The sequence below is a fragment of the Pseudomonas sp. GR 6-02 genome, assembly GCF_001655615.1.
Classification (GTDB): Bacteria; Pseudomonadota; Gammaproteobacteria; order Pseudomonadales; family Pseudomonadaceae; genus Aquipseudomonas.
Genome location: NZ_CP011567.1, coordinates 2,724,547 through 2,742,761, shown reverse-complemented (window position 1 = coordinate 2,742,761; position 18,215 = coordinate 2,724,547). Strand labels below are relative to the sequence as shown.

General features: G+C 59.7%; 16 protein-coding genes and 1 pseudogene. 4 read left to right on the top strand and 13 right to left on the bottom strand.

Annotated elements, in window-relative coordinates; genetic code table 11:
• Positions 1-73: 73 nt before the first annotated feature.
• Entirely contained in the window at positions 74-685 is a 612-nt protein-coding gene (locus PGR6_RS12290; RefSeq protein ID WP_018927876.1) for a TetR/AcrR family transcriptional regulator, read from the top strand.
• Between the two features lie 78 nt (positions 686-763).
• On the opposite strand, the gene PGR6_RS12285 is transcribed toward PGR6_RS12290, so the two are convergent.
• The 3 genes from PGR6_RS12285 to PGR6_RS12275 all read right to left on the bottom strand — a co-directional run bounded on the left by PGR6_RS12285 (position 764) and on the right by PGR6_RS12275 (position 4,624).
• The gene (locus tag PGR6_RS12285) at positions 764-1,867 is read right to left on the bottom strand and encodes a polyamine ABC transporter substrate-binding protein (protein WP_064617327.1); all 1,104 of its coding nucleotides are present in this window, start codon (positions 1,865-1,867) and stop codon (positions 764-766) included.
• Between the two features lie 39 nt (positions 1,868-1,906).
• Positions 1,907-3,244, bottom strand: coding sequence for an alginate export family protein (locus PGR6_RS12280; protein ID WP_018927874.1), 1,338 nt, complete (start codon positions 3,242-3,244; stop codon positions 1,907-1,909).
• Positions 3,245-3,361: 117 nt separating this feature from the next.
• A complete protein-coding gene (locus PGR6_RS12275) occupies positions 3,362-4,624 on the bottom strand; it encodes a serine hydrolase domain-containing protein (RefSeq protein WP_064617325.1) in 1,263 nt (420 codons plus the stop codon).
• 388 nt (positions 4,625-5,012) lie between these two features.
• On the opposite strand from PGR6_RS12275, the gene fdhA reads away from it, so the two are divergent.
• A complete protein-coding gene (gene fdhA, locus PGR6_RS12270) occupies positions 5,013-6,212 on the top strand; it encodes a formaldehyde dehydrogenase, glutathione-independent (protein ID WP_018927872.1) in 1,200 nt (399 codons plus the stop codon).
• 50 nt (positions 6,213-6,262) lie between these two features.
• Here the strand turns inward: fdhA and PGR6_RS12265 are convergent, their stop codons facing one another.
• The 4 genes from PGR6_RS12265 to PGR6_RS12250 form a co-directional block, all read right to left on the bottom strand.
• Positions 6,263-8,632 carry a hypothetical protein gene (locus tag PGR6_RS12265; RefSeq protein WP_064617323.1) on the bottom strand — a complete coding sequence of 790 codons (2,370 nt, stop codon included), beginning with the start codon at positions 8,630-8,632 and terminating at the stop codon, positions 6,263-6,265.
• A 61-nt stretch (positions 8,633-8,693) separates the two neighbouring features.
• Entirely contained in the window at positions 8,694-9,443 is a 750-nt protein-coding gene (locus PGR6_RS12260) for an ABC transporter permease (protein WP_064617321.1), read from the bottom strand.
• 7 nt (positions 9,444-9,450) lie between these two features.
• Complete coding sequence (locus PGR6_RS12255) at positions 9,451-10,452, bottom strand: ABC transporter substrate-binding protein (protein ID WP_064617319.1); 1,002 nt, start codon at positions 10,450-10,452, stop codon at positions 9,451-9,453.
• A complete protein-coding gene (locus tag PGR6_RS12250; protein WP_064617317.1) occupies positions 10,449-11,288 on the bottom strand; it encodes an ABC transporter ATP-binding protein in 840 nt (279 codons plus the stop codon). The genes PGR6_RS12255 and PGR6_RS12250 overlap by 4 nt, the downstream gene beginning before the upstream one ends.
• Positions 11,289-11,423: 135 nt before the next feature.
• Here PGR6_RS12250 and PGR6_RS12245 point away from each other — a divergent pair, with 135 nt between their 5' ends.
• Positions 11,424-12,167, top strand: coding sequence for a GntR family transcriptional regulator (locus tag PGR6_RS12245; RefSeq protein WP_019578600.1), 744 nt, complete (start codon positions 11,424-11,426; stop codon positions 12,165-12,167).
• On the opposite strand, the pseudogene PGR6_RS30730 reads toward PGR6_RS12245, so the two are convergent.
• The 5 genes and pseudogenes from PGR6_RS30730 to PGR6_RS12225 all read right to left on the bottom strand — a co-directional run.
• Positions 12,155-12,262, bottom strand: a pseudogene (locus PGR6_RS30730) (aldehyde dehydrogenase family protein); the annotation flags it as partial. The gene PGR6_RS12245 and the pseudogene PGR6_RS30730 sit on opposite strands and share 13 nt — an antisense overlap.
• A gap of 10 nt (positions 12,263-12,272) precedes the next feature.
• Complete coding sequence (locus tag PGR6_RS12240) at positions 12,273-13,121, bottom strand: alpha/beta fold hydrolase (protein WP_064617315.1); 849 nt, start codon at positions 13,119-13,121, stop codon at positions 12,273-12,275.
• A 34-nt stretch (positions 13,122-13,155) separates the two neighbouring features.
• Complete coding sequence (locus PGR6_RS12235; protein WP_026345799.1) at positions 13,156-14,448, bottom strand: NAD(P)/FAD-dependent oxidoreductase; 1,293 nt, start codon at positions 14,446-14,448, stop codon at positions 13,156-13,158.
• Positions 14,449-14,505: 57 nt separating this feature from the next.
• The gene (locus PGR6_RS12230; protein ID WP_064617313.1) at positions 14,506-14,928 is read right to left on the bottom strand and encodes a RidA family protein; all 423 of its coding nucleotides are present in this window, start codon (positions 14,926-14,928) and stop codon (positions 14,506-14,508) included.
• Between the two features lie 34 nt (positions 14,929-14,962).
• On the bottom strand, positions 14,963-16,102 hold the full coding sequence (locus PGR6_RS12225; protein WP_018927864.1) for a tyramine oxidase subunit B: 1,140 nt from the start codon (positions 16,100-16,102) through the stop codon (positions 14,963-14,965).
• Positions 16,103-16,287: 185 nt separating this feature from the next.
• Here PGR6_RS12225 and PGR6_RS12220 point away from each other — a divergent pair, with 185 nt between their 5' ends.
• Complete coding sequence (locus tag PGR6_RS12220; RefSeq protein WP_064617311.1) at positions 16,288-17,115, top strand: AraC family transcriptional regulator; 828 nt, start codon at positions 16,288-16,290, stop codon at positions 17,113-17,115.
• Positions 17,116-17,204: 89 nt separating this feature from the next.
• On the opposite strand, the gene PGR6_RS12215 is transcribed toward PGR6_RS12220, so the two are convergent.
• On the bottom strand, positions 17,205-18,146 hold the full coding sequence (locus tag PGR6_RS12215; RefSeq protein ID WP_018927862.1) for a helix-turn-helix domain-containing protein: 942 nt from the start codon (positions 18,144-18,146) through the stop codon (positions 17,205-17,207).
• Positions 18,147-18,215 lie beyond the last annotated feature (69 nt).

Sequence of the window (18,215 nt, the reverse complement as noted above, 5' to 3'; positions counted from 1 at the left end):
ACCCGATTAAGTATTTTGCATGGATGATTGGGCGACATGCGCCCCCTTTATTCATAGCGACAAGGGATCAACCGTGAGCGGACTGCGTGAACGTCAGAAAGTCGAACGACGCCAAGCCATCAGCAAGGCGGCGATCGAACTGTTCGAGCGTCAAGGTTTCCAGAACACCACCATCGAACAGATCGCCAACCAGGCTGGGGTGTCGGCGCCCACCGTGTTCAAGTATTTCGGCAACAAGCAGGAAATCATCCTGGAAATCCTGCACGACGCCGACCAGCGCGCACTCAAGGACACCCGCAACCAGATCCCTGAAATTGAGGATCCGGTCGACGCCCTGTGCTACCTGGAACGCCTGCTGACCGGTTACGCCCTGGAAGTCATGCATCCCAGTCTCTGGCGTGAACTGCTGCCGTTGATTCTATTTGGTGGTGATAACGGACTGCCCGAAGGTTATCGGGCCATGAACGATGCGCTCAGGGCCGAAATCAGCGGTTTACTCAGAGAACTGCAACAGGCCGGCAAGCTACGCGCCGACCTCAACGTCGACCTGGCCGCCTTCCTGTTGAACGACTACTCACACCTGCAGTTGTTCAGGCTGGTCAACCAGGAACAGCCGGACATCGAGTCACACTCCGCCCAGGTAAGGCGTATCACCGAGCTGCTCTTTTACGGAATGCGGGCCTGAGAACGCCAGCCTCCTCCCAGACTGGCTGCATGCCATAGCCGAGGCGCGTCATCGCTGGCGAGCCCGGCGTCACGATGATCAGCGGTTGGTCTTGATGGTGGTCCAGGTGCGGGTGCGGATCCGCTCCACGGCTGCCGGCATGGGCTGCAGAGCGAACAGTGTTTTGCGCGCTTCGTCCGGCACATACATGTTGGGGTTATTACGGATCTCGGCGTTCACCAGTGCGGTGGCGTCCTTGTTCGGATTGGGGTAACCGATCTTGTTGCTGATCCGGGCAATGACGTCAGGGCGCAGGATGTAGTTGATGAACTCATAGGCTTCTTTGGTATGGGGGGCGTTGGTCGGCACCATCATCACGTCCGACCACATCGGCGCGCCTTCCTTGGGTAACGCCATCTCCACCCTGACGCCCTTGCCGGCCGCATCGGCCAGTTGCTTGGCCAGCGCCACGCCACCCGACCAGCCGACGGCTACGCAAATGTCACCGTTGGCCAGGTCCATGCCGTAGCGTGAGGAGTTGAAGTAGGTGATGTGCGGGCGAATCTTCATCATCGCCGCCTGGGCCTGCGGGTAGTCTTCGCGCTTCTGGCTGTTGGGGTCGAGGCCCTTGTAGTGCAAGGCGATGGGCACGATTTCATTGGCCGCGTCGAGGAAACCGACACCGCAACTGGCCAGCTTGGCGAGGTTCTCTTCCTTGAAGATCATGTCCCAGGTGTTCATCTGCACATTGGCGCCCAGGACTTGCTGAACCTTGTCGACGTTGTAGCCGATCAGCGTGGTGCCCCATAGATACGGTGCTGCGTAGCGGTTGCCCGTATCACCGGCAGCTTCCAGGGTTTTCATGAACTCCGGGTCCAGGTGCCGCCAGTTCGGCAGCTGGTTGCGGTCCAGCGGCTGGACGGCACCGGCGGCGATCAGGTGACTCAGGTTGGCGCTGCCGGGGTACACCACGTCATACCCGGAATTGCCGGTCAGCAGCTTGGACTCCAGGGTTTCGACACTGTCAAAAACGTCGTAGATCGGACGGATGCCCGTTTCCTCCTGGAAGCTCTTGAGCACTTCAGGTGGCAGGTATTCGATCCAGTTGTAGATCCGCACCGTGCGCTCTTCAGCCAGGCACACACCGCTGGCCAGCAACGACACTACAGCGCCCAATAAGGTGTTACGCAAAAACGTGTTCATGGTGAAGCACTCCTGCGCGGCCGCGAAGGCTCGCGGCACTTAATAGCGGTAGGTGAAGTACAGTTCCAGCGCACTGAATTTCTGGTCATCGCCGAACACCTGCCTGGCAGCGGCCAGCGGCTTGACCCAGTTATAGGAGAGCGACGTATAGAACGACGGCGTCGGGGTCCAGTCGAGGAAAACCACACTCTCGTCCGCAAAGCGCCGATCGCTGACCTGCGCACCCATGTAGTTTTTCTCGTCCAGCCAGAACTGATAGTGGATCGCGCCGAGGGTCAGCGTTTCATTGAGGTGGGTCTTGAGCGAGAACTGCTGGACGTTTTCGTTGCTGTTGAACAGCAGGTAGTTGCCGACGACATCCCCCACCAGCCAGGTGCTCCAGTCGACGAAGCCCTTGCTCAGTGACTCCCAGGCTTTCTGCCGGTTGTCGGCGAGGTTGTCGTCGCCGGAAAAACTGGCGTAGCGATAGCCGATCACCGGGGTCAGCGGCAACGTGTTGAAGGCGTAATCCGCCTGACCGTACCAGGCGTTGGCATCGTAATCCACGCCTTCACCACTGCCCCGTTCCACGGCGTATTCGGCATTCAGGGTCAAGTCCGGCACGCCCGGTACTTTGGCCTTCAACGCACGCACGTTGTACACCTGCATCCCGTCCCGGCGTCGTGGCAGTGTACTGCCCTTGGGCCCCAGCGCGTTGACCTTCATCGCCATGGCCCCCAGTGTCACCTGGTCGTCGAGGTTGTAGTCCAGGTTAGCGCCGGTCATGCGGAAGTCACCCAGATCGTCATCGACCCGCAAGGTGAAGGCCTGGGTCTTCAATGCGCCATGATCCCAGGCCAGGATGGCCGAATCCTTGAAGGCGGTTCTGGGGCCAAGCCAGTAGGCGCCGTCCTTGAGTTGGTCGAGGTTACCGTCCATGACGATGAAGCCGGTGCCGATCATGTAGTTCTGGCGACCGGCTGTGAGCGTCCACTCCCCGGCCCGGAAACCACCGTAGAGTTCTTCGGTGGCTACATCACCATCAGAGCTGCGGGTGAAGCCGCCGGCATCGCCGTCGCCAAAGGTGGTCGCCGCCACCAGCGAGCCACCGGCCAACAGGCTGAAGTCTGGCTGCAGGGCGTATTCCAGCTTGACGCCGGGCTTGACGTAGAGCTCCTGCCAGTCGATTTTCGTACCGCCATTCTTGCCACTGCGCGCATCGACGCGGCCGCTGCCGAAGTTGACGTTACGGGTGGAAAGGGTCGCACCGCCGGCAGTGAAGTTGACCTCACCCTTGAGGTTGCCATCCTCGAAGGTGTAGCCCGCCAGTGCGACTTGGGCGGTCAGGGGTAAGCCGACCGCTAAGAGCGTTCGAGAGAAACGCGTCATGAGAACCATATGAAGCTCCTGTGTGATTATTGTTGTTACAGGGCAGTGAATGGCGGCGCAAAGCGCCGCCAACACCTGGTCGAGCCAGGCGAATAGGTCGCAAACTTCTTGTCGTTATGAGGCGTTTCAGTGAGTAAGGTGCGCGGCGATGGCACGCAGCATGCGCACGCTGTCAGCATCGAACGGGCTGACAGCCTCGGTCAGCGATGACTGCTTGACGATCACCACACCGGACGGCTTATCGACGAACAGGTACTGGCCGTGGATACCGCCGGCCATGATCGCCTGACTGTGGTCGTTGAAGACGTACCACTGGCTGCGGTAGGAAGCGTCAGGGGTCCATTGGGAGAACTCGGAGTTTTTGGCGTAGATCGCTGGATCGGAGCCGGAGCAAATGCGTGCAACCGTCTCGGTCGACAGCAATTGCAGCCCATCATGGCGACCGTCGTTGGCCAGCAGCCGACCGAACCGCGCCATGTCTCGCAAGGTGGCGTTGAAACCGGCACCGGCAACGCTACGCCCCCAAGGATCGGCCATGAAGTAGCCGTCGCGCTCACACCCCAACTGGCTCCAGATGTCTTGCAGCAATTGATTGCAAGCCTTGCCCGAAGCGCGCTCCATGACCCAGGCCAGGGCTTCGGTGGTGGCGGTCACGTAATGGAAAAAGCCGCCGTGACTGCCGCGTTTTTTCAGCGACGGCAGGTACTGATACAGCGACTCGAACTGAGCGTACTGCGCAGGTGCCGGCTGGAAACCGCAGGCATAGCCGTACTGCGAGCTCTCGGAGTTGGGATCGTCATAGACTTCGCTGTAGTCGATGCCCACGGCCATGTCGAACAGCTGGCGCACCGTGGCATCGCCAAACGCGCTGCCCAACAGTTCGGGCACGTAAAACGCCGCCGGCAACTCCGGATTGAGGATGCCATCGCAGACCAGTTGCTCCCCCAGGGTGCCGATCAGCGACTTGGTCACCGAGAACATGACGTGCCGGTCGCGGGGACGCTGGCCGTTGAAGTAACGCTCGAACAGCACGGTGTCGCCCTGCATCACCAAAAAGGCGTCGGTCTGACTGACCACCAGATGATCGATGACACTGACGCTCAAGCCACATTCACTGTCGAAGTGCAGTTCATCCAGCGCTTGTGGCGCTTCCTTCAAGACGCTGACCGGTCCGCCACCCGCCTCCACATCAATGGAGGGACGCAGGCGCGCCAGATTGCGGAACCCCCACTGATTGAACGGTGGACGCATCCAGTTGTTCCAGGTGACGCGGCGTTTCGGCTCGGCCGGAAAACCCTGCATAAACGAAGGCGCCAAGCGCCTGTGGAGTGACGATTCATTCGTCTCAATGTAAAGACTGGCCAGCAACGGCACGGTGTTCTGACTCATCGGGTTTCCCCTGCAAAATGACTCTGCGTGAAAGCAGATGCAGGGAAATAATTACCCGGTATTATTTTTTAGTCAATAAAACATTTATCAGATAAAAATATTTTAAACGCTGTGCTTTGATGGGGGGCAAACACGGCGTTCAGCGCCCGTTACTCCTGCGCCAGCCCTGCCAACCGGGGGGTAATTGGGTGCTAAATGCCCTCGCAGGGTGCTGATACCAGGCGTAGGATCAATACGATGACGGCTTATCACGCATCGTTGGAAGGTGACTTCCAACCCATCTGCATTCACGCGCAAACGCAAGACATTTACCGCCGCACTGTAAGGCCGCGCGACCCTTCGCAGTACAAGGGCCGTGTTCTCACAACAACAAAAGCGAGGTGAAATCATGTCTGGTAATCGTGGTGTCGTGTATCTCGGCGCAGGCAAGGTCGAGGTGCAAACCATCCCCTATCCGAAAATGGAAGACCCGCGCGGCAAGCGCATTGACCATGGCGTGATCCTGCGCGTGGTTTCGACCAATATCTGCGGCTCCGACCAGCATATGGTGCGTGGCCGGACCACGGCCCAGGTCGGGCTGGTGCTTGGCCATGAGATCACCGGCGAGGTCATCGAGAAGGGCCGTGACGTGGAAAACGTGCAGATCGGTGACCTGGTATCGGTGCCGTTCAACGTCGCCTGCGGCCGTTGTCGCAGTTGCAAGGAGCAGCACACCGGCGTCTGCCTGACGGTCAATCCGGCGCGCCCCGGCGGTGCCTATGGCTATGTGGACATGGGTGACTGGGTTGGCGGCCAGGCCGAATATGTGTTGGTGCCGTATGCCGACTTCAACCTGCTGAAGCTGCCCGACCGCGACAAGGCAATGGAGAAAATCCGCGACCTGACCTGCCTCTCCGATATCCTGCCGACCGGCTACCATGGCGCGGTGACCGCCGGTGTCGGCCCTGGCAGCACGGTGTATATCGCCGGCGCCGGTCCGGTCGGACTGGCTGCCGCCGCCTCCGCCCGTCTGCTGGGTGCGGCGGTGGTGATAGTCGGCGACGTCAATCCGCTGCGCCTGGCGCATGCCAAGGCCCAGGGCTTCGAGATCGCCGACCTGACCCTGGACACTCCGCTGCACGAGCAAATCGCCAACCTGCTCGGTGAGCCGGAAGTCGATTGTGCGGTCGATGCGGTCGGCTTCGAAGCCCGTGGCCACGGCCATGACGGCGCGCAGCACGAGGCCCCGGCCGATGTGCTCAACGCGCTGATGGGCGTGGTGCGGGTCGCCGGCAATATCGGTATCCCCGGTCTGTATGTCACCGAAGACCCGGGTGCGGTCAACAAAGCCGCCAAGCATGGCAGCCTGAACATCCGTTTCGGCCTCGGCTGGGCCAAGTCCCACAGTTTCCACACCGGCCAGACCCCGACGATGAAGTACAACCGTCAGCTGATGCAGGCGATCATGTGGGACCGGATCAAGATTGCCGAGGTCGTCGGTGTACAGGTGATCAGCCTGGACGACGCGCCGCGTGGTTACCACGAGTTCGATGCCGGGGCGCCGAAGAAATTCGTCATGGATCCGCATAAGCTGTTTACCGCGGCCTAAGGAATGGGTTGGGACAAGGGCAGCTTTTGAGCTGCCCTTTTTATGGCCGTTTATAACGTTAGAAACAGCGCCGAGGTCCAGACTCGGGATTGATCGCGCTGCCGGGCGCAGATGAACAATGGATGTTCACGCCCCTGCTCCAGATTCAATCGGGCAAGCTCGATTTGCCCTTGCAGTTCACGAGGCAGCGGCCCAGCGGTTGTCCTTTCGAGGGACACCTTCAACTCCGCGCCCGGCAGCTCTTCGGTCACTTGCGATTGCACCAGCAACTCATCGCCGGACAACTCCATCAGCACCGTCGGCGCATGCACGTAAGGTTGCGGTTCAGACGGGTCGCCGACCTTGATGTAGTTATCGATGCGGCTATGAACCTGCAGCGTGGCGCCGGCCAATTGCGACAGGTCGATTTCGATGCTGTCGGTGTCGCCGTTGGTGTCGGTGCGAAAGGCCAGAACCGTTGCGTCCTTGCGCCATACAGTTTGTTCGGGGTGATCGAGACCCAAGGCGCGAAAGCCGTTGATGACCGCACCCGTCACGCGAATCTCGCCGGTCCAGTAGGCGCCGCGATAACGGTCCTTGATCCTTGCGCCGCCCAGGCGCAGACGAATACGTTGGCTGGAAAAACCCAATTCCTGATGCAGGTTGCGCGACCAGATCAGCTTGTCGCCATCGAACAGATCGACCTGCTCCCAGCCCGCCTCTCCGAGCAGTCGATAGTCCAGCGTGGCATTTGCATCGGCGGTGAACACTTCACCCATGAAATGCTGGCCCTGGCGCAGGCTGGCAAATGAACGCTCGCCGGTGGTGGCAAAAGTGCGACGGGCGCGAAATGCCTTGCCAACACTGGCTCGATCGAAGGCCTCGGCCACCACGCCAGTCAGCCCGCCGCGAGAGCCGAACACCGCCGTGGCCGGAACACCACCGCCACAACGCCCCTGATGCTCATCGCTGTTCGCCGCGGCACCCACTCGATAGCCACGCTGAAGCGCTTCGGCGTAGACCCAATGGAACTGCCCCCAGGCCGAGCCGACCTCGATCAGGCGCTCCAGCTCCGGATGGTGCCAGTCGAGGTTGCAACGGCGTCCGCCGACGTGAGGCATCATCAAATGCCCTTCGGGGTCCTTGGCATAGGCGGCATACAACTCATCCACCGGCCAGGCACCCGGCTTGATGGTGCCGGCGGTGAACTCGTTCCACTCGAAAGAACGCACCAGCCGCCCTTGATTGTCGAAGGGAAACTCGGGTTTGCGGTCATGCAGGAACACCACATTACGGTCGCCGCCCGCGCAAGAGTTGCCGCACCATTCGGTGCCGGGATAGCAAACAAATCGTCCTGGTTCATTGAGTTCGTGAATCAGGTTGACCGCCTGATCCCAGCGCTGCTCAGTGATATTGAAATCATTGGCGGTGTAACCGAGGACATCGAGCCCGGCGACATCGCGACCGTAGCTGAGGTTGTACAAGGTGTCGTTGGTGCCCACCGTGTCATCGGAGTGCACATGCAGGTCGGCGTACAGCGGGCGCAATGCAGTGCCAGCCGGATCGACCGTGACAAACGCCCGAGCGGCACGCACAAAAGGTACCGCCACCTCGGCCGACAAGCGCCACTCCCCCACCGCACCAAGATCAAAACCTTCAAGCCGGGCAGTCGCCCAACCTTCAGCCGCCAGGGTGAACGGTTGTTGTCGCTCCCCCCCTTCGGGATCAACCAGAGTCAGGACACCTTGGAGCGGCAAGTTGCGGCAGGTGTTGCCCCAGGCATCATCCACCCTGAGCAGTACGTCGAACGCCTCACCCGCGCTGACCAGGCGAGGCACGATCAACTGCACGCTTTGCGCCGGTCCCGGCACGATGTTCAGCAGCGGGTCACCCGGCACCTCGGCAAATTTCGAGCTGCCCAGCGGGTCGATGAACAAACGGAAACGGAAGTCCTTCTCGACAAAACTCTGCACCCGCGTACCCGCGCCGCCCTGACGACGATCGCCCAGGCGAATGATTATTTTGTCTCCCGGATTCAGGTAACCGTCGATGATGTCGATGATGATCGCTTTCTGAAACGGCCGTTCATGCCCCTTCTGGTCGAAGCGCACTTTCAGATGCTGCACAGAGGCCTGGCTCTGGCCAGGGACCAGCTCGCCTGCCTGATATTCGGCGCTGACATAGTTGGGGCCAGTCGGATTCGAGGTCTGGAACAAGGCCCAGTCGGAGTAGAACTTGAAGGCCAGTTTCAGCCAGGCGCCGTCCGCAAGGCCGCTGCCGCCGACCTCGTAGACCAAGGTGATTTCATCCCATTGGCCAGCAATCAGCGTGTCACGATCACAGTGGATGCTGCCCAGAAACGGGCGTTGTTTGTTGCATTCGTAGAGGCCTTGAGGGGCAATGTAATACCCGGCTTCGCGGGGATCGAAAACGTTACTCACATGACACCTCGTGCAGTGGTCCACTGAAGGTTTGAAGGGGGTTGAAGTCAAATGACGATGCTTACTGCACTCGCCATTTCTGGTAATGACGCTCGATACGCCTGAACACAAAACTCTCCATCAGCCAGGCAATCAGGCCGATCACCACAATGCCCAGCAGCACCTGACTGCTGTTGCCGATCTGCCCACCCGTCGACACCATCCAGCCGATGCCCTGGGACGCACCGATCATTTCCGCCGCGACCAATGCCCTCCAGCCCTGGCTGAAGCCGATGCGCAACGCCGCCGTCACGAAGGGCAGCGAGGCCGGCAGGTAAACGTGGGCCAGCAGTTGCCAGCGGTTGGCGCCCAAGGTGCGTGCCGCACGGACTTCACCGCCGCGGATACTCTGCACGCCCTCCTGAATGGTCACGGCCATGGGGAACATCGCGGCAATGAAAATCACCAACACGATGGAGACATAGCCCAAGCCAAAAATGATCATGATCAGCGGCGCCCAGGCGATCGGCGGGATGGCCATGAACAGGCTGTTGAGCGGCGAGATGAAATCGCGAAAACGCGAGGACAGGCCACCGGCAGCACCCAGCAGAATCGCGACGATCACCGCCGTGCAAAAGCCGCCAACCTCTTCAAGGACGCTGGCCCGCAGGTGCTGCCACAGCGAACTGTCGCCCAGCCAGCGCACAGCCTCGCGGGCAACATCCCATGGCTGCGGCAGGATGTAAGTGGGAAAGCGACTGGCCAGGGCCATCCAGATCAACAGCAGGAATGGCAGTGACGCCCATCCCCAATTCGGTTTTGGCAAGGACATGACAGACTCAGTGCGAGGCTTTTTGCAGGTAGGAGGTATCCACGATCTGTTCGGTCTTGAGCGTGGTATCGATAAAACCCAGGTCGTGGGAGTAATTCATCAGGCGCTGGATGAATTGAATATCCGCAGGCTGCAAGTCCGCTGACCAGCCCAACCGGGTACGTGCCTGGGCGACGATGGCTTGCGGGGCGATGGTCTTGCCGTCTACGCCTTGCACCGCTTCAAGCTTGAACGCCTCGGCGATGATTCGATTCGACTCATCGGGGTGCTCGTTGAGAAAGGCGATGGCCTTGCGGTGCGCACGCAGCAGCTTCACCACATCGTCCGGTCGCTCCTGCAAGGTTTTGGGTAAGGCGATCACCACGTACCAAGGGTAATTCGGCAGCGCCTGATTGACGTCGAGCAGGATCCGGCTCGACCCGCGCAACAACGACTGGCTGACAAAGGGTTCCCAGGAAAACGCCGCATCGACAATGCCGCGCTCCAGCGCCGCGTTCATATTGCCGGGTGGCATGTCGATGATGTCCAGATCCTTGTCAGGATTGAGCCCGGCCTTTTCTTTCAGCACATAGCCGCGCAGCAGCACATCCATGCCACTGCCCTTCTTGACCCCGGCCAGTTTTTTCCCCTTGAGTTCATCCAGGGCGGTAACCGGACTCTTGGCGTCGACAATCACCGCAGCCTGACCGTAATTGACCTTGGCCAGAATCCGGCTTTGCAGCCCCCGGGAAAACCATTGATACACCGGCGGCGTACCGACATAGGCCACATCCAGCTCGCCAGCGGCCAGCGCCTGCTGGATTACCGGACCATCGCCCAAGGCCTTGAGATCGACATTCAAGCCTTCCTCGCGGTAGTAGCCCTGTTTGTCGGCGATCAACGCCGGGGCGTTGGCCATGGCGAATACGTAACCCACACGCAAGGGTTTCTCTTCGCCAGCCACGGCGAATACGCTGCTTGCCAAGGCGGCAACAGACAAGGAAAGGGCAAGCAGCGAATGTTTGATCATGCTGTCAACTCAGGTTGGCGGGTTGGGTAAGCGGAGGCTGCAGGCACTTCCATGACCTGGGAAATGCGCTCCATCAGCTCATTGCGGTAATCGAGAAAGGCCGGCAACCGGCGGGTTTTGAGGTTGGAGCGAGGGCGCGGCAAATGAATATTCAGTTCGCTGTGGATACCGCCGGGGGCGATGTTGAGCACGATGACCCGATCCGCCAGAAACACCGCTTCGTCGATATCGTGGGTAATGAACAGCACCGTCTGACCCAGTTCGGCCCAGATGCGCAAGGTCTCTTCGTTCATGCTGTTGCGGCTGATGGCATCCAGTGCAGCGAATGGCTCATCCATCAGCAACACGCTGGGCTCCAATGCCAGGGTCCTGGCGAGGGAAACCCGCTGCTGCATGCCGCCAGACAACTGATGCGGCAACCGATGCGCGGCATTCTCCAGACCGACCAGACGCAGGTACTGCAAGGCTTGAGAACGCTGCTGCGATTCGTTGATCCGAGCCGCCATTCGCAGGCCGAAACGGACGTTTTCCAAGGCGCTCAACCAGGGAAACAACTGCGGCGCCTGAAACACATAACCCAACTCCGAACGCTCTGGACGCACCGCCGTCTGGTTGATACTGATCTGACCACTTTGCGGTTGCACAAAACCTGACAACAAGTTCAGCAAGGTGGTTTTCCCGCAACCGGATGGCCCCAGGATCGCAACGAACTCACCGGGCCTGGCGTTCAGGCTGAAAGAGGAAAACACGCGATGCCCATTGGGGTAGCTGAAGCTGATGTCATCGACCGTCAGCGCATCGGCTTGCTGCTGTGCGTAAGGGAGGGTTTTGAACATGGCAAGTGTCGTCAGGTCGTTTACAATGGGAATACCTGACATAATACGTATTAATACAAGTCGTCCCAATAACCTATTTTTATAACCTTAGAAGTGAAGGCGCACCGCCCTCCTCCAAGGCCATGGAAACCGACAGTGTCTACGTCCATTCTTCGCGACAGCACCACCTCACTCTACGAGCAGATTGCCCAGCAATTGCTGGAAGAGATTCAACGTGGCGACTTTGAGCCCAGCGGCAAGCTGCCGTCAGAAGCAGAGCTGGGTAAACGTTTTGCGGTGAGCCGCGTCACCGTTCGCCTGGCGGTGGGCAAACTCAGCGACGACGGCGTGGTAGAGCGCAAACAAGGCAAAGGCACCTTCGTGGCGGCCAAACAGGTGCGGCACGGCCTGGACGCGTTGCGTAGTTTTCATGAAGCCTTGTTGCTGCAAGGGCTCGAACCGAGCATGCGCGTCATCAGCCATACCCTGCAGCCGGTTCCAGAGGCATTGCGTGGTTTGTTTGAAGAAGCGGACGATTGCCTGCTTCTGGAACGACTGCATTTCGTCGATGACGAACCCATCGCACTGGGCCGCAGCCATTTACCAGCCGAATTGGCCAGCGTGGTCTGGACTGAAGTCGAGCATCAACCGATTTACTCCATTCTCGAGTCGATCACTGGCATGGCGGTCACCCGAGCCGATCTGGCGATCCGCGCGCAAGAAGCCGATAAACACCTGGCCAGTGCCTTGCACATCAAACGTGGCGCGGCACTGCTGGTCATGGAGCGCACCTCCTGGTTTGCCGACGGTCGCTGCTGCGACCGTACGACCTTCTACATCCGCCCGGAACGTTATGCCTTTGTCTTGAGTGGTGTCTTCAAGTCCAGACCCGCCAGCTGAATCAGTGCACCCGCAGGAATGCCCGCCTCAATCGCCAATTCAACCCGACGCATGGCGGTCAATGGGGTTTCCATCGCCGGTTTGATTCTCACCGTGCCGTGGGTTTCATTGGCCCGGGAGCTCAAGGCTTTTGAGAAAGCCTGCGACCAGCGCGTTGAACACCTCGCCTTGATCATCGTGTACATAGTGACTGGCGCCTGCGACCTCCACCGTCTGGACGTACGGATTGCTGGCGCTCATCGCCTGCAACATCGCGGGTGGCAGAAAGTCCGAGCGGCCGCCGCGAATGAACAGGGTCGGGCAATCCAGCGCGCGTACCGCCGGCCATAGGTCCGTCGGCTCGATACTCAGGCGCGCCTCGGCAATACCCTGCTGATCATGGCGCCAGGTGATCACGCCATCGCTCTCTTTCATCGAATGAGTGAGCCTTGATGCCAGGCCCTGTTCCGACAACCCAGGGCGCGAAGCCTGCCAGAATGTGCGGGCCGCCTCCCAGCTATCGAACTGCAAAGGCGTCTGGCTCATTTCGCGGCGAATGCGCGCGGCGCCATCGCCCTGGATTGAGGAGCCGGGGCCGATGTCCTCGATCATCAAGCCAATCAATCGCTCCGGATTTTGCCGCGCATATTCAAGGGCGTTGGCGCCCCCTAATGAGTGCCCCAGCAATACAAAACGCGACAAGCCAACATGGGCGACCAAGTCCTCGAGGTCCTCGACATACGACTGCGTGTGGTAGCTGCCGGGCGCGGCCCAGTCACTCAGTCCTCGACCGCGCTGGTCCAGGGCATAGATGCAGTAGCCTGCACCCAGAGATTGCACCAGCGATTCCCAGGTTTGGGCATAGGCCCGCAAGCCATGCAATAGCACCAGAGGCACACCGGTGGATTCACCCCAGCGCAAAAAGTGCAGGCGCAAGCCAGATCGGTTGGTAAAGAAACAGCTGTCAGAAGGCATCGTTTGGTTCCTTATATGCGTGGCTTCGACCGACCTAGAAACGATCGAACCGATAAGGGCTTGGATCAATGATCGGCGCATGACCGCTGACGAGATCCGCCGCGAGGTGACCTGCCGCCGGCGACGTGCCGAAGCCGTGCCCCGAGAAGCCGGTGGCCACGGTCAGCCCCGGAATCTGCGCGACCGGCCCAATGACAGGATTCGAATCGGGTGTGACATCAATAGTGCCTGCCCAGGCCTGGGCGATCCGCGCCTGTTCAAACACCGGCCAGGCCGCAATGAGGTTGTTCATCGCATCGTTATTGAGCCGCGGGTTGGCGGCCGGGTCCTGCACCCTGACGCGCTCGAACGGGCTGACACTGTCGGATTTCCAACGCCGGGCAAGCGCCAGGTCATTGAAAAAAGGCTTGCCCAACGACACGTTCAGAACGCTGCGTTGCGCACGGAACTGCGGCATGTATTGCTTGGCAAGCAACAGGTGGTCGAGGGTCAGGAAGGCATCCAGTTTGCCGCGCTGGGTAATGATGAAGCCGCCGTCCTTGTGCTTGCGAAACGAAAAGTCCGGTGCGCCGACAGCAATTTCCGTCGGCCCCTCCATTGGGTGAGTACGTAGCACCGAGCAGGTCAAGGGCAAGGTCGGCAACGACACACCGAGGTTGCCCAGAAAACGCCGTGACCACATCCCCCCAGCCAGCAGCACATGATCACAGCGAATCTCACCTTGCTCGGTGACCACGCCACTGACGGTGCCAGCGGACATTTGCAGCGTCCGTACCGCGCACTGCTCGATAATCACCACACCCAGGGCCATGGCGGCCTTGGCGATAGCGCTGCTTGCCAGCGTCGGTTCGGCACGCGCATCGGACGGCGTGAAGATGCCACCGGCCCATTCACCCACGCCACCGGGCACCAACGCGTCAATCTCGCGCTTGCTGAGCAGCCGTGAATCCAGCGACAAATGCTCCACCGACTTGAGCCATCCCTCATGCATCGCCATCTGCGATGGGTTGCGGCCCACGAACATGATGCCCTCCTGGCGATACCCGACATCCGCCCCTACCCGCTCAGGCATCTTTGCCCACAGACGGTCAGCGGCGAGGGCCAGGGGGATATCGGCCGCATGGCGGCTGGTCTTGCGTACCCAGCCCAGGTTGCGTGACGACTGCTCGCCGGCGATACGACCTTTTTCCAGCACCACCACCGCAATATTGCGTTCGGCCAATGTCAACGCTGCAGTCAGGCCGATAATCCCGCCGCCAATGATGACGACGGAGGTTGCGGAGGGAAACACGGTAGACGTTTTCACGGGCGCTATAGTGGGTGCCATGATCAAGACTCGGTAAACGAATGAGGTAGGCCACGCCTGCGCATGGCCGCGTGACAGTTACTGCGACAGTCGAATGACTTCAACTTGCGCCTTCGACGCGTTGCGATACGCCGTCACTTCCAGCTCCACCTTGTAGACCGTCGACCCCAAGGGCGGACAGGTGACGGTGCTGGCAGGGTCAACGCCGCGAAACTTTTCGCCGATCAGGGTCATCACAGCCGGTACGTCCTTGGGGTCCTGGATGAACACCCGCGAACACACCACGTCCGCCAGGCTCGCATCGACCGCCGCCAGGGCCGCCTCGATGTTGGCAAACACTTGATGCGTCTGCTCGAGGATACCTTCCGGAATCAGCTTGGTTTGTGGGTTGCGGCCTGCGGTGTTGGACACGTAGATCCAGTTGTCCACGACCACCAGGCGCGAATAGCTGGCCTGATCTTCAAACGGGGAACCGGTCTTGAGCTTGATGATTTTTGTCATGTGGAATGCCTCGTCAATATTAGTGATGGCTGGCTTAGCGCAGAACCGGGGTTTCCCACAGGTTCAAGGTGACGCCGATGCCTTTTTCGATGGCGTTGCGGTAAACCACCGTGCCCCAGGCCACGTCTTCCACGGGCATTCCGCCCACCGACATGATGATGATTTCTTCATCGTTCTTACGGCCTTGCGCGGCCCCGGCGATGATCTTGCCAATGTCCTCGACGTCTTCGAGCCGCATCTTGCCTTCGGCAATCATGTCCATGAAGCGCACGCCAATCACCGGCACGCAGTGATGCGCAGGCTTGGGCAGTTCTTCAAACCAGGCTTGGTAGAGACCGGTGTTGTCCAGCACCTTGCGTACGTCGCGCTGTTCCATCCCGTCGTCAAGGGAGCAGGATGCAGGCATCGCGAGGAAGGCACCTGGCTTGACCCATTCGCGTTTCACAATTGGGTAGGTTGTGGGATCGCCCACCTCACCGGAGCTACAATAAGTAACAAGGTCGGAGTCACGAACCACCGCTTCAAGGGTGTCGACCACTTCGATCGTGGTGACCTGCGGATAGGTTTCCTTGACCCAGGCGATAAAGTTATCGAGGCTCTTCTGGCCACGACCCTTGATCTTCAGTGTGTCGATATGCGGGCATACCGCGATGAATGCCGCCAGTGTGGTCTTGCCCATTACACCCGGGCCGAGCAGGCCGACGACTTTCGAGTCCTTGCGTGCCAAGTGGCGCGCGCCCACGCCGGGAATCGCACCGGTGCGGTACGCGGACAGCAGGTTGGCCGACATATGGGCCAGCGGTGCGCCGGTGTCGGGGTCGTTCAAGGTAAACATCAGAATCGAGCGCGGCAGGCCTTTTTCGCGGTTGGCGATATTGGAGCCGTACCACTTCACGCCTGCGGTGCAAAAGCTGCCGCCCAGGTAGGCAGGCATGGCCATCATGCGTCGGTCAGCCGTGGGCTTGGGCATGTTCGGGAAGGGTGAATCCTGCGGGAAGATCACCATCGCGCCATGGGAGTCATTGTTCGGACCGGCCATACGATAGTCACCGGCATAGAGCAGGCCGAACATCTCCTCCATGGTGTTCACGCACGCCAGCATGTCAGTCACGCCCGCGCGGATCATGTCCTGCTCGGAGAGGTAGATGAAGTCGATTTTTGTATTTGTAGACATAGTTATTCTCGGGCTGAAGGTGATATCGCTGCGGTAGGCGCAGCTCCACGCTGTCGACCTCGAGTATCAGGGCGCGTTTTTCGGCGGTATTGTAAATTTCGGACATGCCCGATTGACCGACGCGCAACAGTTGGCGTGATTAATGCGTGAAAACTTCCGTATCGCTGCTCATCGAAGGTGCAACCATGATCAAACAGTGCGCGCCGCCTCCCAGGCACCACACTGCGAACGAACAGCCCTGGTTCGTGCTCAACTCTTCACGGTATTCGGTCATGCCCTCCGAACACCCGGCGATTTCGCATTTCTATGCCTTCGATGTGGCTCAGTCAGCCAACCTGCTGGCCGTGCCGGACGGTTGCGTGGATATTGTTTTCGACTGTGATGCAACACGCCCTTCCGCCCGGATCTGTGGCACGCCGCTGGCTGCCCAAGCGGTCGAGTTACACCAGAACCATCACTACTTCGGCGTGCGCTTTTCACCGGGCGTCATTCCCGGATTTATCAATGTGCTGGCCGAGGAATTGACCGAACGGGAACTCGACCTGCTGGAGGTCTCGGGGTTCGCCCAGCGCATCTTCGAAAATATCGTTCAAGCACCGCTGCTGGGCGATCAGATGCGGCTGTTCAACGACTACCTCGCCCCCCGCCTGATGGGGAGAACGTCAGCACTCACGGCCATGGTCATTCAGCAGGCGCTGCGCCACCGCGGTGATATTCGTATTCAGCAACTGGAAGAGCTCAGCGGGTACACCAGTCGCACGCTGCACCGACAGTTCAGCCAGGACACCGGCATATCACCCAAGACCTTTTGCCGAATCATCCGCTGCCAGGCAGCTCTGGACACCCTCAATACCCAACACGATGTATCGTTTTCGGAGCTGGCCCTCGACCTGGGCTTTTCCGATCAATCGCACTTCCTGCGCGACTTCAAGAAATTGGTCAGTACAACGCCTTGCGACTATCAACGCAAAATGGTCCAAAACGCCTATAGCGACCGCATCAACTACGCCTGACCCGCCCTTTCAAAATTTCACGAGCGCTTGAATATCAGCCTGGAAAAGGAAATCGGGTGGGAGGACAGCGTCAGCCGCACATGAGGTCTTTAGCGCATAGCCCTGAGCGTTTCAGACGGTGACTCGCCGAACAATTGCCGGTAATGCGCGGCAAAGTGGCTCAGATGAAAAAAGCCCATCGCCATCGCGATCTCACTGATGTTGTGAGTGCAGGCAGAGGTTGTGATCAAGCGGCGTCGCACCGCGTTGAGGCGTAGATTGCGCAGGTATTCGACCGGACGCATTCCGGTCACTGCCTGAAAACTGTTCTGCAGGGTCCGGCGACTCACCCGCAGGTGCTCGCACAGGTCGAGAATGCTCAGCGGTGTATCACCACTGGCATCGATCAGCTCTTGGCAACGCTTCACCAGGTAAGCACTCACGGCGAAATTACCGCGACGACAACGTACCTCATCGGTGGCGTGGCTGAACAAATCGAGGAACGCGCCGAGCAGTTCTTCCTCCAGCATTTTCTCGGCGGTTGAGTTGATAGCGTCCGTCTGTTCCAAAAGGTGATGAAACAGCGGGTGGATACGCTGACGTATTCGCAACAGTAACGCGTCATCCACGCTGAGTTGGGACGTGGTCTTCAGGCGCTTGAGCTGATCGTCAGACAATTCGAAGGCCGCCAGTTTGGCGAAGCGTACCGCGTCGATATTGAGCGCAAAGAAGTGCATGCCTTCAGGGGCGTGCAACACAAACTCCTCGCCGTCACGCAACAGTACCACGCTGTGAGTGCCCACCTGTTGCCCCTGCACCACCGGCGCGCAGCCTAACGACATGGCTGCGCACAGCCGACCTTTGGGCGCATAGCCGCGCTGTACCACGCGTTTGTCCAGCACTTCCTGGAAGATTTGAAAGCGGTCAGAGGACAACTGCCGCAGCTCACTGGTCAGGCAGCCACGGCCGAGTTGGTCATACACTTGTCGCCAGCCCTGGATGGAGCCAGCGTGTTGTTGAGGGTCATTGAAGGTTCGAACTTCAGCAAGCATGGTCGTCGTTCCTCGGTGGCCCCGTTTGTTTATCGGCCTGAAAGGGACTCAGTCATCCGTGACGGCAGC